The sequence below is a fragment of the Sphingomonas chlorellae genome, from assembly GCF_056485145.1.
The window spans coordinates 1-16,122 of the sequence record NZ_JBQXXM010000006.1; the positions used below are offsets into that span (position 1 = coordinate 1).

10 protein-coding genes are annotated in these 16,122 nt (G+C 70.2%); 8 read left to right on the plus strand and 2 right to left on the minus strand.

Features of this window, described 5'->3' with window-relative positions; translation table 11 throughout:
- Positions 1–457 precede the first annotated feature (457 nt).
- The 7 genes from glmS (at position 458) to ACT3CF_RS15095 (ending at position 11,513) form a co-directional block, all read left to right on the plus strand.
- Positions 458–2,281, plus strand: a complete 1,824-nt coding sequence (glmS, locus tag ACT3CF_RS15065; protein WP_478424141.1) for a glutamine--fructose-6-phosphate transaminase (isomerizing) — start codon at positions 458–460, stop codon at positions 2,279–2,281.
- Between the two features lie 274 nt (positions 2,282–2,555).
- Complete coding sequence (locus ACT3CF_RS15070; RefSeq protein WP_478424143.1) at positions 2,556–4,355, plus strand: hypothetical protein; 1,800 nt, start codon at positions 2,556–2,558, stop codon at positions 4,353–4,355.
- A 64-nt stretch (positions 4,356–4,419) separates the two neighbouring features.
- Complete coding sequence (locus ACT3CF_RS15075) at positions 4,420–6,690, plus strand: SAM-dependent methyltransferase (protein WP_478424145.1); 2,271 nt, start codon at positions 4,420–4,422, stop codon at positions 6,688–6,690.
- Entirely contained in the window at positions 6,687–7,520 is an 834-nt protein-coding gene (locus tag ACT3CF_RS15080; RefSeq protein ID WP_478424146.1) for a phytanoyl-CoA dioxygenase family protein, read from the plus strand. Before ACT3CF_RS15075 ends, ACT3CF_RS15080 begins: the two co-directional genes overlap by 4 nt.
- Complete coding sequence (locus tag ACT3CF_RS15085) at positions 7,517–8,731, plus strand: hypothetical protein (protein WP_478424148.1); 1,215 nt, start codon at positions 7,517–7,519, stop codon at positions 8,729–8,731. The genes ACT3CF_RS15080 and ACT3CF_RS15085 overlap by 4 nt, the downstream gene beginning before the upstream one ends.
- Before the next feature lie 59 nt (positions 8,732–8,790).
- Positions 8,791–10,461, plus strand: coding sequence for a hypothetical protein (locus ACT3CF_RS15090; RefSeq protein ID WP_478424150.1), 1,671 nt, complete (start codon positions 8,791–8,793; stop codon positions 10,459–10,461).
- 152 nt (positions 10,462–10,613) lie between these two features.
- Complete coding sequence (locus ACT3CF_RS15095) at positions 10,614–11,513, plus strand: HpcH/HpaI aldolase/citrate lyase family protein (RefSeq protein ID WP_478424151.1); 900 nt, start codon at positions 10,614–10,616, stop codon at positions 11,511–11,513.
- A 46-nt stretch (positions 11,514–11,559) separates the two neighbouring features.
- Here the strand turns inward: ACT3CF_RS15095 and ACT3CF_RS15100 are convergent, their stop codons facing one another.
- Together ACT3CF_RS15100 and ACT3CF_RS15105 are read right to left on the minus strand one after the other, a co-directional pair.
- Positions 11,560–11,964: a response regulator gene (locus tag ACT3CF_RS15100; protein WP_478424153.1), complete on the minus strand. Its 405-nt coding sequence runs from the start codon at positions 11,962–11,964 to the stop codon at positions 11,560–11,562.
- Positions 11,961–13,766: a PAS domain S-box protein gene (locus tag ACT3CF_RS15105; RefSeq protein ID WP_478424155.1), complete on the minus strand. Its 1,806-nt coding sequence runs from the start codon at positions 13,764–13,766 to the stop codon at positions 11,961–11,963. The genes ACT3CF_RS15100 and ACT3CF_RS15105 overlap by 4 nt, the downstream gene beginning before the upstream one ends.
- A 561-nt stretch (positions 13,767–14,327) precedes the next feature.
- On the opposite strand from ACT3CF_RS15105, the gene ACT3CF_RS15110 reads away from it, so the two are divergent.
- Positions 14,328–16,115 carry a putative bifunctional diguanylate cyclase/phosphodiesterase gene (locus ACT3CF_RS15110; protein WP_478424157.1) on the plus strand — a complete coding sequence of 596 codons (1,788 nt, stop codon included), beginning with the start codon at positions 14,328–14,330 and terminating at the stop codon, positions 16,113–16,115.
- Positions 16,116–16,122 lie beyond the last annotated feature (7 nt).

The following is a 16,122-nucleotide window of genomic DNA, read 5'->3' on the forward strand; positions in this document are numbered from 1 at the left end:
GGCGGCCGTTCGGGGCGGGCTAGGAAGCTGGGCCCCGGCTCGGGGCCGGGGCGACGGGTTTTTGTGCGGTTCGGGTGGTGGGCGGCCGGGTTCCGGGTTCGGGGTTGGGGCGTCGGGCGGCCGTTCGGGGCGGGCTAGGAAGCTGGGCCCCGGCTCGGGGCCGGGGCGACGGGTTTTTGTGCGGTTCGGGTGGTGGGCGGCCGGGTTCGGGGTTGGGGCGCCGGGCGGCCGTTCGGGGCGGCCTAGGAAGCTGGGCCCCGGTTCGGGGCCGGGGCGACGGGGTTTGTGCGGTTCGGGTGGTGGAGTGGCCGGTTCCGGTTCGGGGCTGGGGCGGCGGGGGTGTCGTGGGGCCGGGGCTGTGCGCGGGGACGGGGGAGTCGTTCAGCTTGTTGACAGCGCCCGGCCCCTAGGCGCGGCCGCCCGCCCGCGCTAGGGCAGGGGCCAGGAGGTTTTTCCCATGTGCGGAATCGTCGGAATTGTCGGTAAGGAAGATGTGGCGGAGCGCCTGTTCGACGGGCTGAAGCGGCTGGAATATCGCGGCTATGACTCGGCGGGCATCGCCACCGACGTCGACGGGCGCATCGAGCGGCGCCGCGCGTCGGGCAAGCTGGTCAACCTGGGCAAGGAACTGGCGGCGCACCCGCTGCCCGGCACCACCGGCATCGCGCACACGCGCTGGGCGACGCATGGCGGGCCGACCACCAACAACGCCCATCCGCATGCCACCGGCGAGGTGGCGGTGGTGCACAACGGCATCATCGAGAACTTCAAGGCGCTGCGCGAGGAACTGGTCGCGCGCGGGCGCCAGTTCACCAGCGAGACCGACACCGAGGTCGTCGCGCATCTGGTGAGCGAGAAGGTCGAGGCGGGGATGGCGCCGGCCGACGCGGTGCGCGAGGTGCTGCCGCGGCTGCAGGGCGCGTTCGCGCTCGCCATCCTGTTCCGCCAGCATCCCGAACTGCTGATCGGCGCGCGGCTCGGCTCGCCGCTGGTCGTCGGCTATGGCGACGGCGAGACCTATCTGGGGTCGGACGCGCTCGCGCTGGCGCCGCTGACGCAGCGCATCGCCTATCTCGACGAGGGCGACTGGGTCGTCATCACGCGCGAGGGCGCCGAGATCTTCGACCGCGAGAACAACCCGGTCGAGCGCGCGGTGACGATTTCGGGCGTGACGGGCGAACTGATCTCGAAGGGCAACCATCGGCATTACATGCTGAAGGAGATCTATGAGCAGCCGATCGTCGTCGCACAGACGCTGCGTTCGTACCTGCAGCGGATGGACGAGCGGATCACGCTGCCCATCCCCGATTTCGACCTGACCGCGATCAAGCGCGTCACCATCGTCGCGTGCGGCACCAGCTTTTACGCCGGGATGGTCGCCAAATACTGGTTCGAGCAGTTCGCGCGCGTGCCGGTCGACCTGGATGTCGCATCCGAGTTCCGTTATCGCGCGCCGGTGATGGAGCCGGGCGGGCTGATGATCGTCATCAGCCAGTCGGGCGAGACCGCCGACACGCTGGCGGCGCTGCGCCATGCGCGCAGCGAGGGGCAGAAGATCGCCGCGGTGGTCAACGTGCCGACCAGTTCGATGGCGCGCGAGGCCGACCTGTTGCTCCCGACGCATGCCGGGCCGGAGATCGGTGTCGCGTCGACCAAGGCGTTCACCTGCCAGCTGGCGGTGCTCGCCGCGCTCGCCGCCAACCTGGCCGTCGCCAAGGGGCTGATGCCGCACGAGGAAGAGCGCCGGATCGTCCGCTATCTGAGCGAGACGCCCGCCGCGCTCAACGCCGCGCTGGCCTATGACGAGGCGATCCAGGGCGTCGCGCAGACGATCGCCAACGCGCGCGACGTGCTGTATCTGGGCCGCGGCACCGACTATCCGCTGGCGCTGGAAGGCGCGCTGAAGCTGAAGGAAATCAGCTATATCCACGCCGAGGGCTATGCCGCGGGCGAGATGAAGCACGGGCCGATCGCGCTGATCGACGACAATGTGCCGGTGATCGTCATCGCGCCGTCCGGCCCGTTGTTCGACAAGACCGTGAGCAACATGCAGGAAGTGCAGGCGCGCGGCGGCAAGGTGGTGCTGATTTCCGACTATGACGGCATCCAGGCCGCGGGTGACGGGTGCATGGCGACGATCACCATGCCCAAGGTCCACCCGCTGATCGCGCCGCTCGTCTATGCGGTGCCGGTGCAGTTGCTCGCCTATCACGTCGCGGTCGCCAAGGGCACCGACGTCGACCAGCCGCGCAACCTGGCCAAGTCCGTCACCGTCGAGTGACGCGCCGCCCGCCCGTGCCGTGCCCGACCGGGCGCCGGCGCGGGCGGGCAGGTGCCCGATACCTCCATTCTGACTTCGGGAACGGATGCGATCGCCGTTGAGGCGTGCTGCGACGCGCATATAACCGGCAGCAATCGCAACGCTTTTCCTTAGCGTTTTCAGGACCGACCGATCGTTTTCGGCGCCCCGGGGGGGCGTCGGGCGCGTGACGGCACAGCGCCGTTTCGCGGGGCGACGGCGCGCGTCCGCAAGGCGCGGGGCAGGGGAGGGAATGATGGCCAGCTATCCGTTCACCGTGCAAAGCAGCCTGGGCGAAACCGTCAACGTCTATTCGACCTTTTCGCCGGCGCCGACCAACCCGCCGTCGACCGATCCGTCGGCCTATATCCCCACCTATACGTTGCTGGGCAGCGTGGCCGCGAACGCGACGGGCAGTTTCGCCACCGACGAGCCGCTGGCGCGCGTGGTGATCGCCCGCCAGTCGGACCAGTTTCCGGTCAAGCTGGCGGTCATCGACGCGCTGACGCCGAGCACCCAGTCGGTCACGGTCGCACCCGCCGACGTCAGCGTCGCGCAGAGCGGATGGCAGCTTTACCAGAACCTGGTCAGCCAGCCCTTTACCCCGACCGCGCTTGGCTTCACCGCGCTGGTCGAGAATACGCCGGTGACCGGGCTGATCCCGGCGGCGGCGACCTTCTTCAACCAGAACGGCGCGCCGGGCCTCGATTTCGGGCTCTATTCGGCGATCGGCTATTGGGCGACCAACCGGCTCTATGCCTTTCCGGGCGTCTATTATTGCTATTCGCCCCCGGCGGCGAGCGCGATGGGCTTCATCGTGCCGACCGAGTCGATCGGGACGCTGACGATCGCCGACGGCACCGCGAGCTTCACTCCCGCGAACGGGCAGGGGCCGGCGGTGCCGCTGGACTTTGCCGGATCGCAACTGACCAGCGCGGGCGCGACGGCGCAGGCGGGTTTCATGCTGACCGGCGTGATCCGCGACCTGGCCTGGGAGGGCAAGCCCGACACGATCACCTGGGCCTTTGTCGGCACGCATGACGGGCAACAGTTCATCGCCCAGTCGTACCAGGACCCGCAGCTCCCCTGGTACGCGGTGTTGTACGACATGGTCTATGGCGCGTTCTTCACCGTCCAGCTCGCAATGGCGGTCGATTCGGCGATCAACCTGCTCGGCGCGGTTCCCGACGGGCTGAAATGGCTGACGGAGAATGTGCAGGCGATCGCGGGCAAGATCCGCACCGCGCTCAACAGCACCGGCGACACCGCCGCGCCCGACAGCGCGGTGGGCGACGACGCCGACCCGATCAACATCGACATCGACATCGATATCGATATCGACATCGATGTGGACGTCGACATCGATATCGACGTGGACGTCGACGTGGACATCGACATCGACGTCGATGTCGACTTCATCGCGGTGGTCGATGTGGACGTGGACGTCGACATCGACATCGATATCGACGTCGTGACCGACAACGACGTCGACGTGGACGTCGATGTGGACATCGATACCGACGTCAATGTCGAGCCGGGCGCGATCGCGTCGGTGCTGGGACGACTGGGCAACTGGATCATGGCGAAGGCGCTGCCGACGCTGATCGAGGGCGTTGCCATCTATGTCGCCTTCCAGACCGCAGGCACGCTGCTCGAGGCATGGCGCAAGCAGGACGAGCAGGACATCGCGAACCTGCAGCCGCGCCAGACCACGGGGCTGGGGCTGCTGATCAACTATATGCTCAACGGCGCGATCCCGGTCGCGACGCGGTGGACGACCTTCTCGCAATATGTGCAGGAAGTCGGCGGCGACCCGACGACGCTGGAGGTCACGCTGTCGACGCTGCTCCAGACCAAGAACAGCCAGGCCGACACCGAGCAGCAGAACTGGCGCTGGCCCGCCGACGCGCAGAAGGCGCTGGTCACGCAGATGAGCGCCAATAGCGGCGACAAGGCTTATCTGGCGTTCCAGACGCTCGCCGCGGCGACCTATGACGGCAAGCCCTTGCCGGTGAAGGTCGGCGCCGGGGTGGCGATGACCTATCTGAAGGGCTGAGCGCGCGCCGCCCATTCCCCAGTCCGTGCCCCGGTTCCCCCGTTTCGCACCGAAAGGAAGGACGATGCCCGTCTCCCGGCTTCAGCCCAGCCCTGACCTGTACCCCGATGCCGAGGCGCATCGCCGCCGCTGGCGCAGCCTGGCCCGCGCGATCGCGGCGCGCGGTGCGACGATCAGCGACGACCCCGCCGCGATCACGCCGCCCGCGCAGCCCGGCATGCTCGAGATCCTGGGATCGGGGATCGAGGCGATCGGTTTTACCCGTGCCGACGAGGCGCGCATCCGCGCCGCCGACGAGGTGTTCTTCTGTGTCGCCGATCCGGCGACGAAGCTGTGGCTGCTCGACCAGCGGCCCGACGCCTATGACCTGTACGCGCTCTATGACGACAGCAAGCGGCGTTACGTCACCTATATGCAGATGGCCGAGGCGATGCTGCACCCGGTGCGCGACGGGCGGCATGTCGTCGCGATCTTTTACGGCCATCCCGGCATCTTCGTCCTCGCCACGCATCGCGCGGTGAAGATCGCGCGGCGCGAAGGGCACCGCGCCGAGATGCGCGCCGCGGTGAGCGCGCTCGACACGCTGTGCGCCGACCTGGGCGTCGATCCCAGCCAGCCGGGCATGCAGATGTACGAGGCGACCGACATGCTGATCCGCGCGCGGCGCCCCGATCCGGGACTGCACCTGGTGCTGTGGCAGGTGGGGCTGATCGGCGAGCTGGGGTATCGGCGCCAGGGCTATCTCAACAGCAATTTCGCGGCGCTGCTCGACTATCTCGAGCCGCTGTACGGCCCCGACCATCCGGTCGTGAACTATGTCGGGTCGCGTTATCCGGGCGTCGAGCCGCTGATCGACCGGCAGACGATCGCGTCGCTGCGCGATCCGGCGGTACAGAGCTGGGTGACGGGGATCTCGACCTTTTACCTGCCGCCGCGCGCGGCGGCGCCCGCCGACCCGGCAATGCTCGCGCGGCTGGGGTTGCTCCAGCCCGGCCAGAGCGTGCAGGCGGGTACCGACCCGCTGCGCGTGATCGACCAATATGGCCCGCGCGAGCGCCGCGCCTTCACCGACTTTGCGCGGTTCGACGTGCCGCAGAGCTATCAGTGGCAGCCCGACAGCGCCGCCGCGCGGTTCGTCGTCGCGCTGTGCGAAGACCCGGCGCTGCGCGACGCATATCGCCGCGATCCGGCGGCGGCGGTGGCGCAATGGCCGGGGCTGGCGCCGCGCGAGCGCGCGTTGCTGGCGCGGCGCGAGGCGGGGGCGATCCAGCTTGCGGCCAAGGGGCTGCGCGGCACCGGCGAGCCCGAGAACCGGCGGCTGTTCGAAAAGCTGATCGGCCGCGGCAGCACGAGCGCGGCGTTGCTGGCGGCGGTGCGTTCGGCACCCGCGGGCGAGGCGCGCGCCGCCGCCGAACGCTGGCTGCGCGCGAACGCCATGCCCGCCGATTTCGATGCGCTCGCCGCCGATTTCCAGCAACTGCTCCGCCGCGACCTGGGCGTATGGACCGGGCTGTACCTGGCGCCGGGGCGCGAGCTGGCGCTTTCGGTATTCGGCCGGCCGGGCGGCGGCACCGTGCGCGTCGACCTGAACGGCGTGCGCATCCAGCAGGCGCGGTTCGAGAAGGGCGTGCTCGTCTGGTCGGCGGGCGCGGGCAACGCCAGTTCGGGCTATCTCCAGCCCGACCTGACGCCGCGCGGCGCGCGGCGCTGGGTGGGGCTGATCTGGCCCGCCGGGGCCGGGCCGGATGCGGCGTACAAGCTGGTGCTCGACGCGCACGAGGCCGGCCAGCAGCCGGGCGACTTCAATGCGCTGCCGGACGCGACCGCGCTGGCGGGCGAGTATCGGCTGATCGTGCAGCACGGCCCGCTTGCCGAAGTCGTTCCCGCGACGATCGCGGCGGGGGCGATGACGATCGGCGGCGTGCCGGTCTCGGCGCGGATCGGCGACGGGCGGGTCGCGTGGGAGGGCGGCAGCGGCAAGCTGGCGTCGGGCACGCTCGAACTGGTGTGCGACCCCGTCACCGGCCGGCCGCTGGCGCACGGCAGCGCCCGCAGCGCCGCGGGCACCACGGTCGCGCTGCGCGGAATGATGCTGATCGACGATGCGACGGCGACGGCGCTCGCCGCGTCGCCGCGGCTGGGGCTGCCCGACTGGGCATGGCGCCCGCTGGTGGCGATGATGGCGGGCGCGAGCCGCAAGGGCGGGCTGTTCCTGTGGCACGGCTATGCCCGCACCGGCACCAGCCTGAGCCGGGTCCGGCGCATCCTGGCGCGGCTGCACCGCGACGGCGCGCGCGCGGAGGCGAGCGCGCCGCAATCGGGGGATATCGCATGAGCAGCGCCGCCGCGTCGGTGGCCGCGCCTGCGGCACCGCCGGGGCTGCGCCCGCCGCGCGGCGCCATGGGCGGGCATCCCGCGGGGATCGCCGATGTCGACCGGGCTGCGCTGACGCACGCGGCGGGGCCGGTGCCGCAGCGCCCGTGGATCCTGCTCGATTACGACACGCGCCGCTTCCCCTTTGCCGCGGTGCTGGGGCGCGACGTGTTCCGGGTGGGGCGGCTCGACCAGCTCCATGCCTATCTGGCCGACGACCGGCGGCGGCGCGGCCAGCGGACGGCGCTGCACGGCGGCGACAACCTGTTGCTGGGCGCGATGATGCAGCGCCAGCCCGCGGGGGCCGATTTCTGGACGCTGTATCACGGCTTCATGCTGCGCGTGCTGGCGCCGCTGGTGGGGCGGGGGCTTTCCTATACGTGCAACCCGAAGCTGCGCGTCCACCTTTCGGGCACGCCGAGCGTCAGTTCGTTCCACCACGACATCTGCGTCACGCGGCGGATCGACCAGGTCAATTTCTGGCTGCCGTTCACCGATGTCGACCAAGGCGCGACGCTGTGGCTGGAGAGCGATTACGGGCGCGGCGATTTCGCGCCGGTGCCCGTCGCCTATGGCCAGGTGCTGATCTTCGACGGCGGCTATCTGGGGCACGGATCGGTCGCCAACCGGTCGGGGGTGACGCGCGTCAGCCTCGACATGCGCTTTTCGTACAAGCGGGCCAGCACGCGCGCCGAGGGCGTGGCGCTGATGGACCGCATCATCGCCGCGATCGGCGCGCGCCGCGCCGCCGACGCCGCGTCGCCTTACCAGTCCGAGGAGCCCAGCGCATGAACGAGCCCGATCCCGCGGCGGGTATCGCCGCCCTTGCCCTTTCCGCCCATGATCCCGCAGCCATCGCCGGCAGCGACCGGCTTGCCGCCGGGCGGACGCCGTGCACGGCGACGGTGGTCCATTACGGCCCGTGCGGACGCCGCGTCGCGCGGCGCGGCGAGGTCGATTATTCCGGGCTGGGGGCAGGGGGCGGCACGATCGACTATCGTGCCCGCGACGCCGGGGGCGTGCTGCGGTCGCAGTCGACCGTGACGGTCGACGGCGACGGGCGCCCGCAGTCGGCGCAGACGCGACTGCTCGACCCGACGGGCGCGCTGCGCGGCACGATCGCCACCGACTATCGCGTGCTGGTGTGCAATCCCGCCGGGCTGCCCGCGGCGGGAAGCGCGCGCTTTACCGTCAGCGACGCGCAGGGGCAGCCGACGCATCGCGCGACGATGGACTATGCCGGCGAGCGGCCCGCGCTTTACCGGCTGGAGACGCTGACGAACGCGGCGCCCGAACAGCTCGAGGTGGATTTCCGCAAGGCGGGCTTTGCGGGGTTGCGGCTGGCCGGCGGCGCGCTGGCGGTGACGCGCCGCGCCGGCGCCGCGTTGACGCTGGCGAGCGTCGCCCAGTCGCAGCTCGGCCCCGAAGGGCGGCCGCAGCGGCTGCACACGATGCGGTTCGCCCCCGACGGCAACGGCGTCGTCGCGCAGAGCAACAGCGATTATGCGGGGATCGTTTTCGATCCCGTTGGACGCATCCTGGCGGGCGACCTGCTGGTGACGAGCGAGGACGCCGACGGGCAGGTGGGCGCCGTGACGCGGTTCCGCTTCGTCGGCGGAAGGCTGGTCGCGACGTTCGACGGACGCCGCCCGGTGCCGCCGGTGCCCCCGTCCGCGATGCCCGCGATACCCGCGAACGTGCCGGCCGCGTTGCCGTGGCAACCGTCGCGCGCGCCCGACCGCAGCATCGCGCGCCGCCGCCCCGACGGCACGCTGGCCCAGCGCAGCGACGACTGGCTCGCCCCCGGCAGTGCGGTGCCGATGCGGTCGCAGATCATCGATTTCGCGCCCGACGGCAGCACGCCGGTGCGGCTGACCGACCTCGACTATCGCGCCGTCCGCTTCGATCCGGAAGGCAATCCCCGGCAGGGCGCGATCGTGGCCGAGCGGTTCACCGGCGGCGCGCGGTCGAGCAGCACCGTCATCCGCTACGCCCAGGCCTGAACCGGCGCGCCATGCGGACACAGCCTTGAAACGAACCGGCATCCAACAGGAGGAAGCAAATGGACGTGAACAAGAACTGTTCGATCACCAACCAGTCGGGCAAGGGCGTCGTCGTGCTCAACGCATTCGACGCGTCGACCAACATCGCGAAGAACTCGCCGCAACAGGGCTATCTGCAGTCGCTGAAACTGCTGCCGCTTTCGGACGGGACGCAGGTGCTGGCGAACGGGGCGACGGGGACGGTGACGCTCGACGGCACCTATGTCGATTCGAAGGGCAAGACCCAGCCCTGTTATATCTACCAGCTGCTGATCTCGCAGCCGGACTCGCTGTTCCCGGCGAAGGTGGTGGGCGAGCAGCTCGACTTCACCTCGCTCGCCTATCCGGCGATCACCGTCACCGCCGCCGATGCCGCGAACATGGCGAAGGCGTTGAGCTTTTGCCAGAACATCATGACCTCGCCCTCGTCGAAGATGGCGTCGTCGTTCCAGTCGACGATGACCGATGCGTTCAAGCTGCCGACGGTGGCGCAGAGCGAGCAGGCGATCGCCGACTTCTTCAACCAGTATGACGTGTTCAAGGGGCTGGATTTCCCCAGCTATCTGGCGGTGAGCACCTGGCTGCGCGGTTTTGCCTATCTGTGGGGCATGAACGACAACGGCCAGCCGGGCCGCACCTATTACGTCTATTCGGCGGGGACCGACGGCAAGTCGGCGACGACGAGCGAGGGGTCGATCGTGTTCGCGCGCAAGGGCAATGCCCCGTCGCCCGCCGACCCGACCGACCGGCAGAGCGGCATGACGATCGTGCTGACCGGATCGGACGGCAGCACGACCAACCTGAGCTTCGACCAGGGGCAGATCGTCGACACCGCGGGTGCCGTCGCGCTCAACGCGTCGTTCGGGTTCAAGGGCACCTTTACCGGCAAGGAGAGCGACACGACGGTGTGGCCGATCCTGACCGGCACGCTGCTCAACAAGAAGGTGATCGCGATCCCGCTGCCGCCCGAATCGGGCTGGGACAAGTTCTGGTCGGGGCTGAGCTTCGAGAAGCTGCTCAACTATTTCCTCCAGGCGATGGGCGTCTGGATGGCGATCGACTTCCTGAAGCAGAAGCTCGCCGGCAAGGACAACAAGCTGAAGGACGACCAGTCGAACGAGAACAGGGGCGGCGAGCCCGATCCGCAGCAGCAGCAGCAGGACGCGCAGCAGGCGGGCGAGGAAATCGGCAACCAGGCACGCCAGGCGGACCAGCAGCTCGCCGATCGCGTCGCGGGCGACGGCAATGTCAACGTCCCCGTCGACGACGTGCAGTTCGGCCAGCAGGTCTCCGAGGTGCGCGGCCAGGGCGCCGAAGCCTATCGCCAGGTCGCCGAGGACAATATCGGCGGCGGGCTCGACAGCGCCGGCGAGCAGTTGCGCGACCTTGCGCAGATCGAGGTCAACCCGCAGATCGAGGAGGCCGAGGGCAACCTGATCCAGGCGCGCGAGAGCCTGAGCAACGGCGAGCTGGATGCCGCCAATCAGGGGCTGGGCGAGGTGAATGTCGAGCTGCCGCAGATCGTGCAGGACATGGGCAGCGCGGTGAGCGAGCAGTTGCAGGAGCAGGTGCGCGACGCCGTCGAGGCGCAGGAGGAAGCATCCGACATCGCCGACGACATGAGCGAGAATTCGGACGAGGCGGCGTCGGGCGAGGAGGAGCCGTTCGACGATCCCGTGATCCCCGAATAAGCGGCATGAACCGCCCCGCGCCGTGCGCGCGGGGACCGCGACGGCGCCTCCCGTGGCCGGGGGGCGCCGTTGGTCGCTCTGCCATCGGCGATGCTATGAGGCCGCGACGAGACAGGCGACCCCGATTCGGGGCGGAGAGGGAAAAAGCCGAGATGCAAGCGAGTGATGCGCGTTCCTGGCTGTTCGCGCCGGGCGACAGCGAGCGGAAGATGGAGAAGGCGGCGGCGGGCGAGGCCGATGTGGTGATCCTCGATCTGGAGGATGCCGTCGCCGAGGCGGAGAAGCCCGCCGCGCGCGGCCGGGTCGCGGCATTCCTGGCGGCGCAGCCGGCGGCGGCGCGCGCGCGGTTGTGGGTGCGCATCAACCCGATTGACGGCCCGCACGCGCTCGCCGATCTGGCCGCGGTAATGCCCGCCGGCCCGGGCGGCATCATGCTGCCCAAGGCGAACGGGCGCGGCGATGTCGAGACGCTCGACCATTATCTGTCGGCGCTGGAGGTTGCGGCGGGAACGCCGCGGGGGGCGACGCGCGTGATCGCGCTGGTCACGGAAACCGCCGCGGCGATGTTCACCACGGGCAGCTATGCCGGTGCGCCGCGGCTGGCGGCGATGAGCTGGGGCGCCGAGGATCTGGCCGATGCGCTGGGCGCGAGCAGCAACCGCGGCGCCGATGGCGGCTATGGTTTCACCTATCGGCTGGCGGGCAGCCTGTGCCTGATCGGCGCGGCGGCGGCCGGGGTGGCGCCGGTGGAGACGATCGAGGCGGAGTTCCGCGACCTGGACGTGGTGCGGCGGCGGGCCGAGGGCGCCCGGCGCGACGGCTATCGCGGCATGCTGGCGATCCATCCGGCGCAGGTGCCGGTGATCAACGCGGCGTTCACGCCCGATGCCGACGAGATCGCCGAGGCGGAGGCGATCGTCGCGCTGTTTGCCGCCCATCCGGGCGCGGGGACGATCGGCCATCGCGGCGGCATGGTCGACCGCCCGCATCTGGCGCGCGCCGAAGCGGTGTTGCGGCGTGCGGGCCGGACGGCGGACGGCGCGCGCGGCTGACCAACGGGCGGGGCTGGCCACGACGCGGCTGACGAACGGGTGCGGCTCAGCCCCGGCGCAGCGCGTCGAGCAGGGCCGCCACCTCCTGCTGGCGATAGGGCTTGCCGAGCAGGCGGCTGTCCTCGAAACCCTCGGGCGGGGTGCCGTAGCCGCTGGCGAAGGCGAAGGGGATGCCGCGGTCGCGCAACAGCGCGGCGATCGGCGTGCTGCGTTCGCCCGAGAGGTTGATGTCGAGGATCGCGACGTCGAAGCTGGCGCTGCGGGCAAGCGCCAACCCCTCGTCGAGCCGCGCGACCGGCCCGACCGGCGTGCAGCCGATCGCGTCGAGCATGTCTTCAAGGCACATCGCGACGACCGGCTCGTCCTCGACCACCAGCACGCGGACGGCGGCGGGACGGCTGGCCCCGCCCCGGTCGGCTGCGGCGGACGGGCAGGGCTGAATCGCGATCATCGGGAACGGCTTTCCTGGGGCAGCGGGGCCTCGACCGTGCAGACGAGCCCCTGTTGACGAAAGGCGATGGTGACGGCGCCGCCGAGCTCGGCGGCGAGGCCGCGTTCGATCATGCGCGTGCCGAAACCGCGGTGGCGCGGCACCTCGACCGGCGGACCGCCGCTTTCGGTCCAGTGCAGGACGAGCCGTGCCGCGTCGTCGGCGCCCGTGACCGACCAGTCGATCGCCACGCGGCCGGCGGACGCCGAGAGCGCGCCGTGCTTGACCGCGTTGGTGGCGAGTTCGTGGATGGCGAGCGCGAGCGAGATCGCGGTCTTGGGCGCGATCATCAGATCGGGGCCGTCGAGCGTGAAGCGGCCCTCGTCGCCGCCATGCGGGGCGACCGCGTCGGCGATGATGCGGCGCATCGACACCGGCGTCCATTGCTGGCGCGTGAGCAGATTGTGCGCCTCCGACAACGCGGCGAGCCGCCCTTCGAAGGCGCGGCGCCCGGCCTCGGGTTCGACGCCGCGGCGGAAGCTCTGCTGCGCGATGCCCTGGACGATCGCGAGCGTGTTCTTCACGCGGTGGTTGAGCTCGTCGATCAGCAGGCGCAGATGCGCCTCGGCGCGCTTGGCTTCGGTGACGTCGCGGCAGATCGCGTGGAGGCCGGTGGGCACCCCGTCGGGGCCGACGGTGATCTGCGAATTGGTTTCCCACACCAGCCGACGACCGTCGCGGGCGAGGACGTGGAGCGTCAGCCGCGTCGACCCGCCGTTGCCGCAGCGGGCCAGCCCGGCCTTGAAGGTGGCGGCGCTGCGCGCAAAATCGCCGGCATCCATGAAGTCACCGATCGAACGACCCACCATTTCGGCCTGGGCATAGCCGAGCGCATGTTCGACCGCCGGATTGACCGAGGTGATCCGTTGATCGAGGTCGGTGGTGATGAGGAAGTCGTTGGCCTGTTCGAAGATCGTGCGGAAGCGCGTTTCGCTGGCGCGCAGCCGCGCTTCGGCGCGCTTCGCCTCGGTGATGTCGAACGAGACGCCGACGAAGCGGGTCGGGCGCCCGTCGCTATAGTCAACGCGCGTGCCGTGGCTTTGCAACCAGCGTTCGCCGCCGGTATCGGCCCGCAGGATGCGATATTCGATCGTGTAGGGCGTGCCCCGGTCGAAGCAGCGCCGCGCGGCGGCCTCTGCGCGCGGGCGATCCTCGGGATGGATCCGGTCGAGCCAGTCCTGGAAGCTGCCGCGCCCATCGGCGCGCCGGGGCATGCCGAACAGGTCGAAGCGATTGGCGGACCATTCGCCGGCGAGCGTCGTCAGGTCGAGCTCCCAGGTTGCCATCCCGGCATCCTCGATCGCAAGCCGCAGGCTTTCCTCGCTCTTGCGCAACTCGGCCTCGCGTTCGCGCAGCGCGAGCTCGATCTGCTTGCGGTCGGTGAGGTCGTGGGCGACGCCGATATAGCCGGCAAAGACGCCCGCCGCGTCCATCCGCGGCGTCATCGCGGCGTGGAGCCAGCGCCATTCGCCCTCGGCATTGCGGACGCGCGCTTCAATCGTGAAGTCGCCGCGCGCCGCGCAGCCGCGTTCGGCCGCACCGATCACGGCGGCGGCATCGTCAGGGTGAAGGATCGTCCGCCAGTCGAAATCCAGCGCGCCCTCGGGGGCCAGGCCGGTGAAGCTGGAGAAACAGCGGTTGACGAAGATGGTGCGCCCGTCGGCGCGCGTTGCCCAGATCACCACCGGCGCGCGTTCGGCGATCAGCCGGAACTCTTCCGGATTCGGCGGGGCCGCCGACAGGTCGTCGGCAGGGTTCACCATCGTCGTCGGGCGCGTTCGTCAGGCATGTTCTCCCCCGCAATCGGATATAGGCGACCGGAACGCCAAACGCCCGATGCCGCAATTGGATGCGAAACGATTTGCTGCGCGGAAAATAATGCGTTCGCGCGGAAAGGACCGGGGACGGGGGACGTGCGCTTGCCGCCGCGCGACCGGACGGCGGCGGCACGTCGGCCCGCGAAACGAACGCCTTGTCGTCGACCTGAGGAGGAAATGCGACAAGCCGGAGCCGTGAGGGATCGACGGACGGCTCCGGCTTGCTCCCATATGCAGTTCCCGCCCTGGGGGAAAGAAGCGGGAAGGACGCTTTTTTACCCGTGAAAGGTTCCGGGGAGACGGGGCCTCTCACAACTGCTGTTCTAAAGGACGATCTTGTTTCGTGCGACTAAGGGAATCTTCGGAACGTAGCTCGCCGGTGCAGTATAAACGGGATGCGTCCGAAGAAATCGATGGTCGATGGCGGGGACGATAGTTTATCTTGTGTTGGCAGGATGGTGATTGGCGTTTGGACAGGGACCGTTGCCCTGTCGGGGGGTGTTACGCGTGCGTATTCTGATTGTGGACGATCGGCCCGGCGCCCAGACGGCCTGGTCCGCCGCGGCAGGGGCGATGGCAGGGGCGGCCGAGGGCGAGGCGCCGACGGTGGCGACCGGCGCGGCGGCGATCGCGATGCTGCGGGCCGCGCGGGGCGGGGGCGCGATCGTGGGCGCGCTGATCGACCTGCGCGGTGACGCGGCGGCACTCCACCAGGATCTGCCCGCGCGACTGGCGACGGCGGACCCCGTGCTCGCGCTCGTCGTGCTGGTCGACCGGGCCGATACGGCGATGGCGACGATCGCGGCAATGCCCGAAGCGGCCGAACGGCTGACGCTGTTGACCGAGCCGCTGACGGCGGACGGGCTGGCGCGCGTGCTGGCCGCACTGATCGAACGCGCGCGGTCGGCGCGGCGGCTGGTCGCGACGCAGGCGGCGCTGCGCGACGAGCGGGCGGCGCGTTCGGCGGAGCGGGTCGCCGCGGAAGGGCTGGCGACGCGCGATCCGCTGACCGGCGCGCCCAACCGGCTCGCATTCCTGACGGCGCTCGATCGTGCGGCGGCGGGGACGCAGCGCTTTGCGCTGGCGATGCTCGACCTTGATCGGTTCAAGCTGGTCAACGACACGCTCGGGCATCTCGCCGGCGACGCGATGCTGCGCGAAACGCATGCGCTGCTGGTCGCGACGGTGCCCGAAACCTGCCTGACCGCGCGGCTGGCGGGCGACGAGTTCGGGCTGTTGCTGCCGGTGGTGAGCGAGGATGAGGCGGTGATGCGCGTCGAGCAGGTGATCAAGGCCTGCGCCGCGCCGATGCGCGTGCTCGGTCACGCCGTTCCGGGAGGAATTTCGGCGGGGCTGGTAGTGGTCGATCCGGCCGCGGGTGAGGACCCGATCGACCTGCTGCGCCGTGCCGACCTCGCGCTCAACGACGCCAAGCGCTGCGGCCGCGGCTGTGCCCGGCTGTATGATGCGGCGATGGACGCGCGGTTGCGCCATCGTCGCGAACTGGAAGGCGCGCTGGCCGGGGCGATCGCGCGCGGCGAGCTGGACCTCGTCTTTCAGCCGATCGTCGACCAGCGCGACCTGATCGTCGAGGGGTTCGAGGCGCTGATCCGCTGGCAAAGCCCCGATTTCGGCATGGTGCCGCCCGCGCTGTTCATCCCGATCGCCGAGGAGAGCAACCTGATCCATATGCTCGGCGACTGGGTGATCGACCGCGCCGTGGCGGCGTTGCGCGACTGGCCGACGCAATATCTGTCGGTCAATTTCTCGCCGCGCCAGTTCCGCCGGCCCAATTTCGTCGCGCACGTCATCGCGCGGGTGGCGCAGGCCGGGGTCGCGCCGCAGCGGTTCCAGATCGAGATCACCGAAACGGCGATCTTCGACGACGGCGACCGCGCGGCCGAGACGCTGTATCGGCTGCGCCAGATGGGGTTTCGCGTCGCGCTCGACGATTTCGGCACCGGCTATTCCTCGCTGTCGAACATTCGCCGGTTCGCGCTCGACTGCCTGAAGATCGATCGCACCTTTGTCGAGGGGCTGGGCCGCGACCGCGAAAGCGCCGCGATCGTGCAGGCCGTGATCCAGCTCGCGCGCGCACTGGGCATGTCGGTGGTCGCCGAGGGGGTGGAGACGCGCGTCCAGCTCGAAGCGTTGCGGGCGGCGGGGTGCAGCCACCTTCAGGGCTATTACATCGCGCGCCCGCTCGACGCCGCGGGCGCTGCGGCGCTGGCCGCTGCGGGCCAGCTTGCCGAGGCGGGGCTGACGGGACTGTCGGCGGCGGGCGCCAAGCGGTGAACGCCGC

Coding starts and splice junctions, on each gene's coding strand:
- ACT3CF_RS15075 (WP_478424145.1), top strand. CDS start 4,420: ATGCCCGTCTCCCGGCTTCAGCCCAGCCCTGACCTGTACCCCGATGCC.
- ACT3CF_RS15090 (WP_478424150.1), top strand. CDS start 8,791: ATGGACGTGAACAAGAACTGTTCGATCACCAACCAGTCGGGCAAGGGC.
- ACT3CF_RS15095 (WP_478424151.1), top strand. CDS start 10,614: ATGCAAGCGAGTGATGCGCGTTCCTGGCTGTTCGCGCCGGGCGACAGC.
- ACT3CF_RS15070 (WP_478424143.1), top strand. CDS start 2,556: ATGGCCAGCTATCCGTTCACCGTGCAAAGCAGCCTGGGCGAAACCGTC.
- ACT3CF_RS15080 (WP_478424146.1), top strand. CDS start 6,687: ATGAGCAGCGCCGCCGCGTCGGTGGCCGCGCCTGCGGCACCGCCGGGG.
- ACT3CF_RS15085 (WP_478424148.1), top strand. CDS start 7,517: ATGAACGAGCCCGATCCCGCGGCGGGTATCGCCGCCCTTGCCCTTTCC.
- glmS (WP_478424141.1), top strand. CDS start 458: ATGTGCGGAATCGTCGGAATTGTCGGTAAGGAAGATGTGGCGGAGCGC.
- ACT3CF_RS15100 (WP_478424153.1), bottom strand. CDS start 11,964: ATGATCGCGATTCAGCCCTGCCCGTCCGCCGCAGCCGACCGGGGCGGG.
- ACT3CF_RS15105 (WP_478424155.1), bottom strand. CDS start 13,766: ATGGTGAACCCTGCCGACGACCTGTCGGCGGCCCCGCCGAATCCGGAA.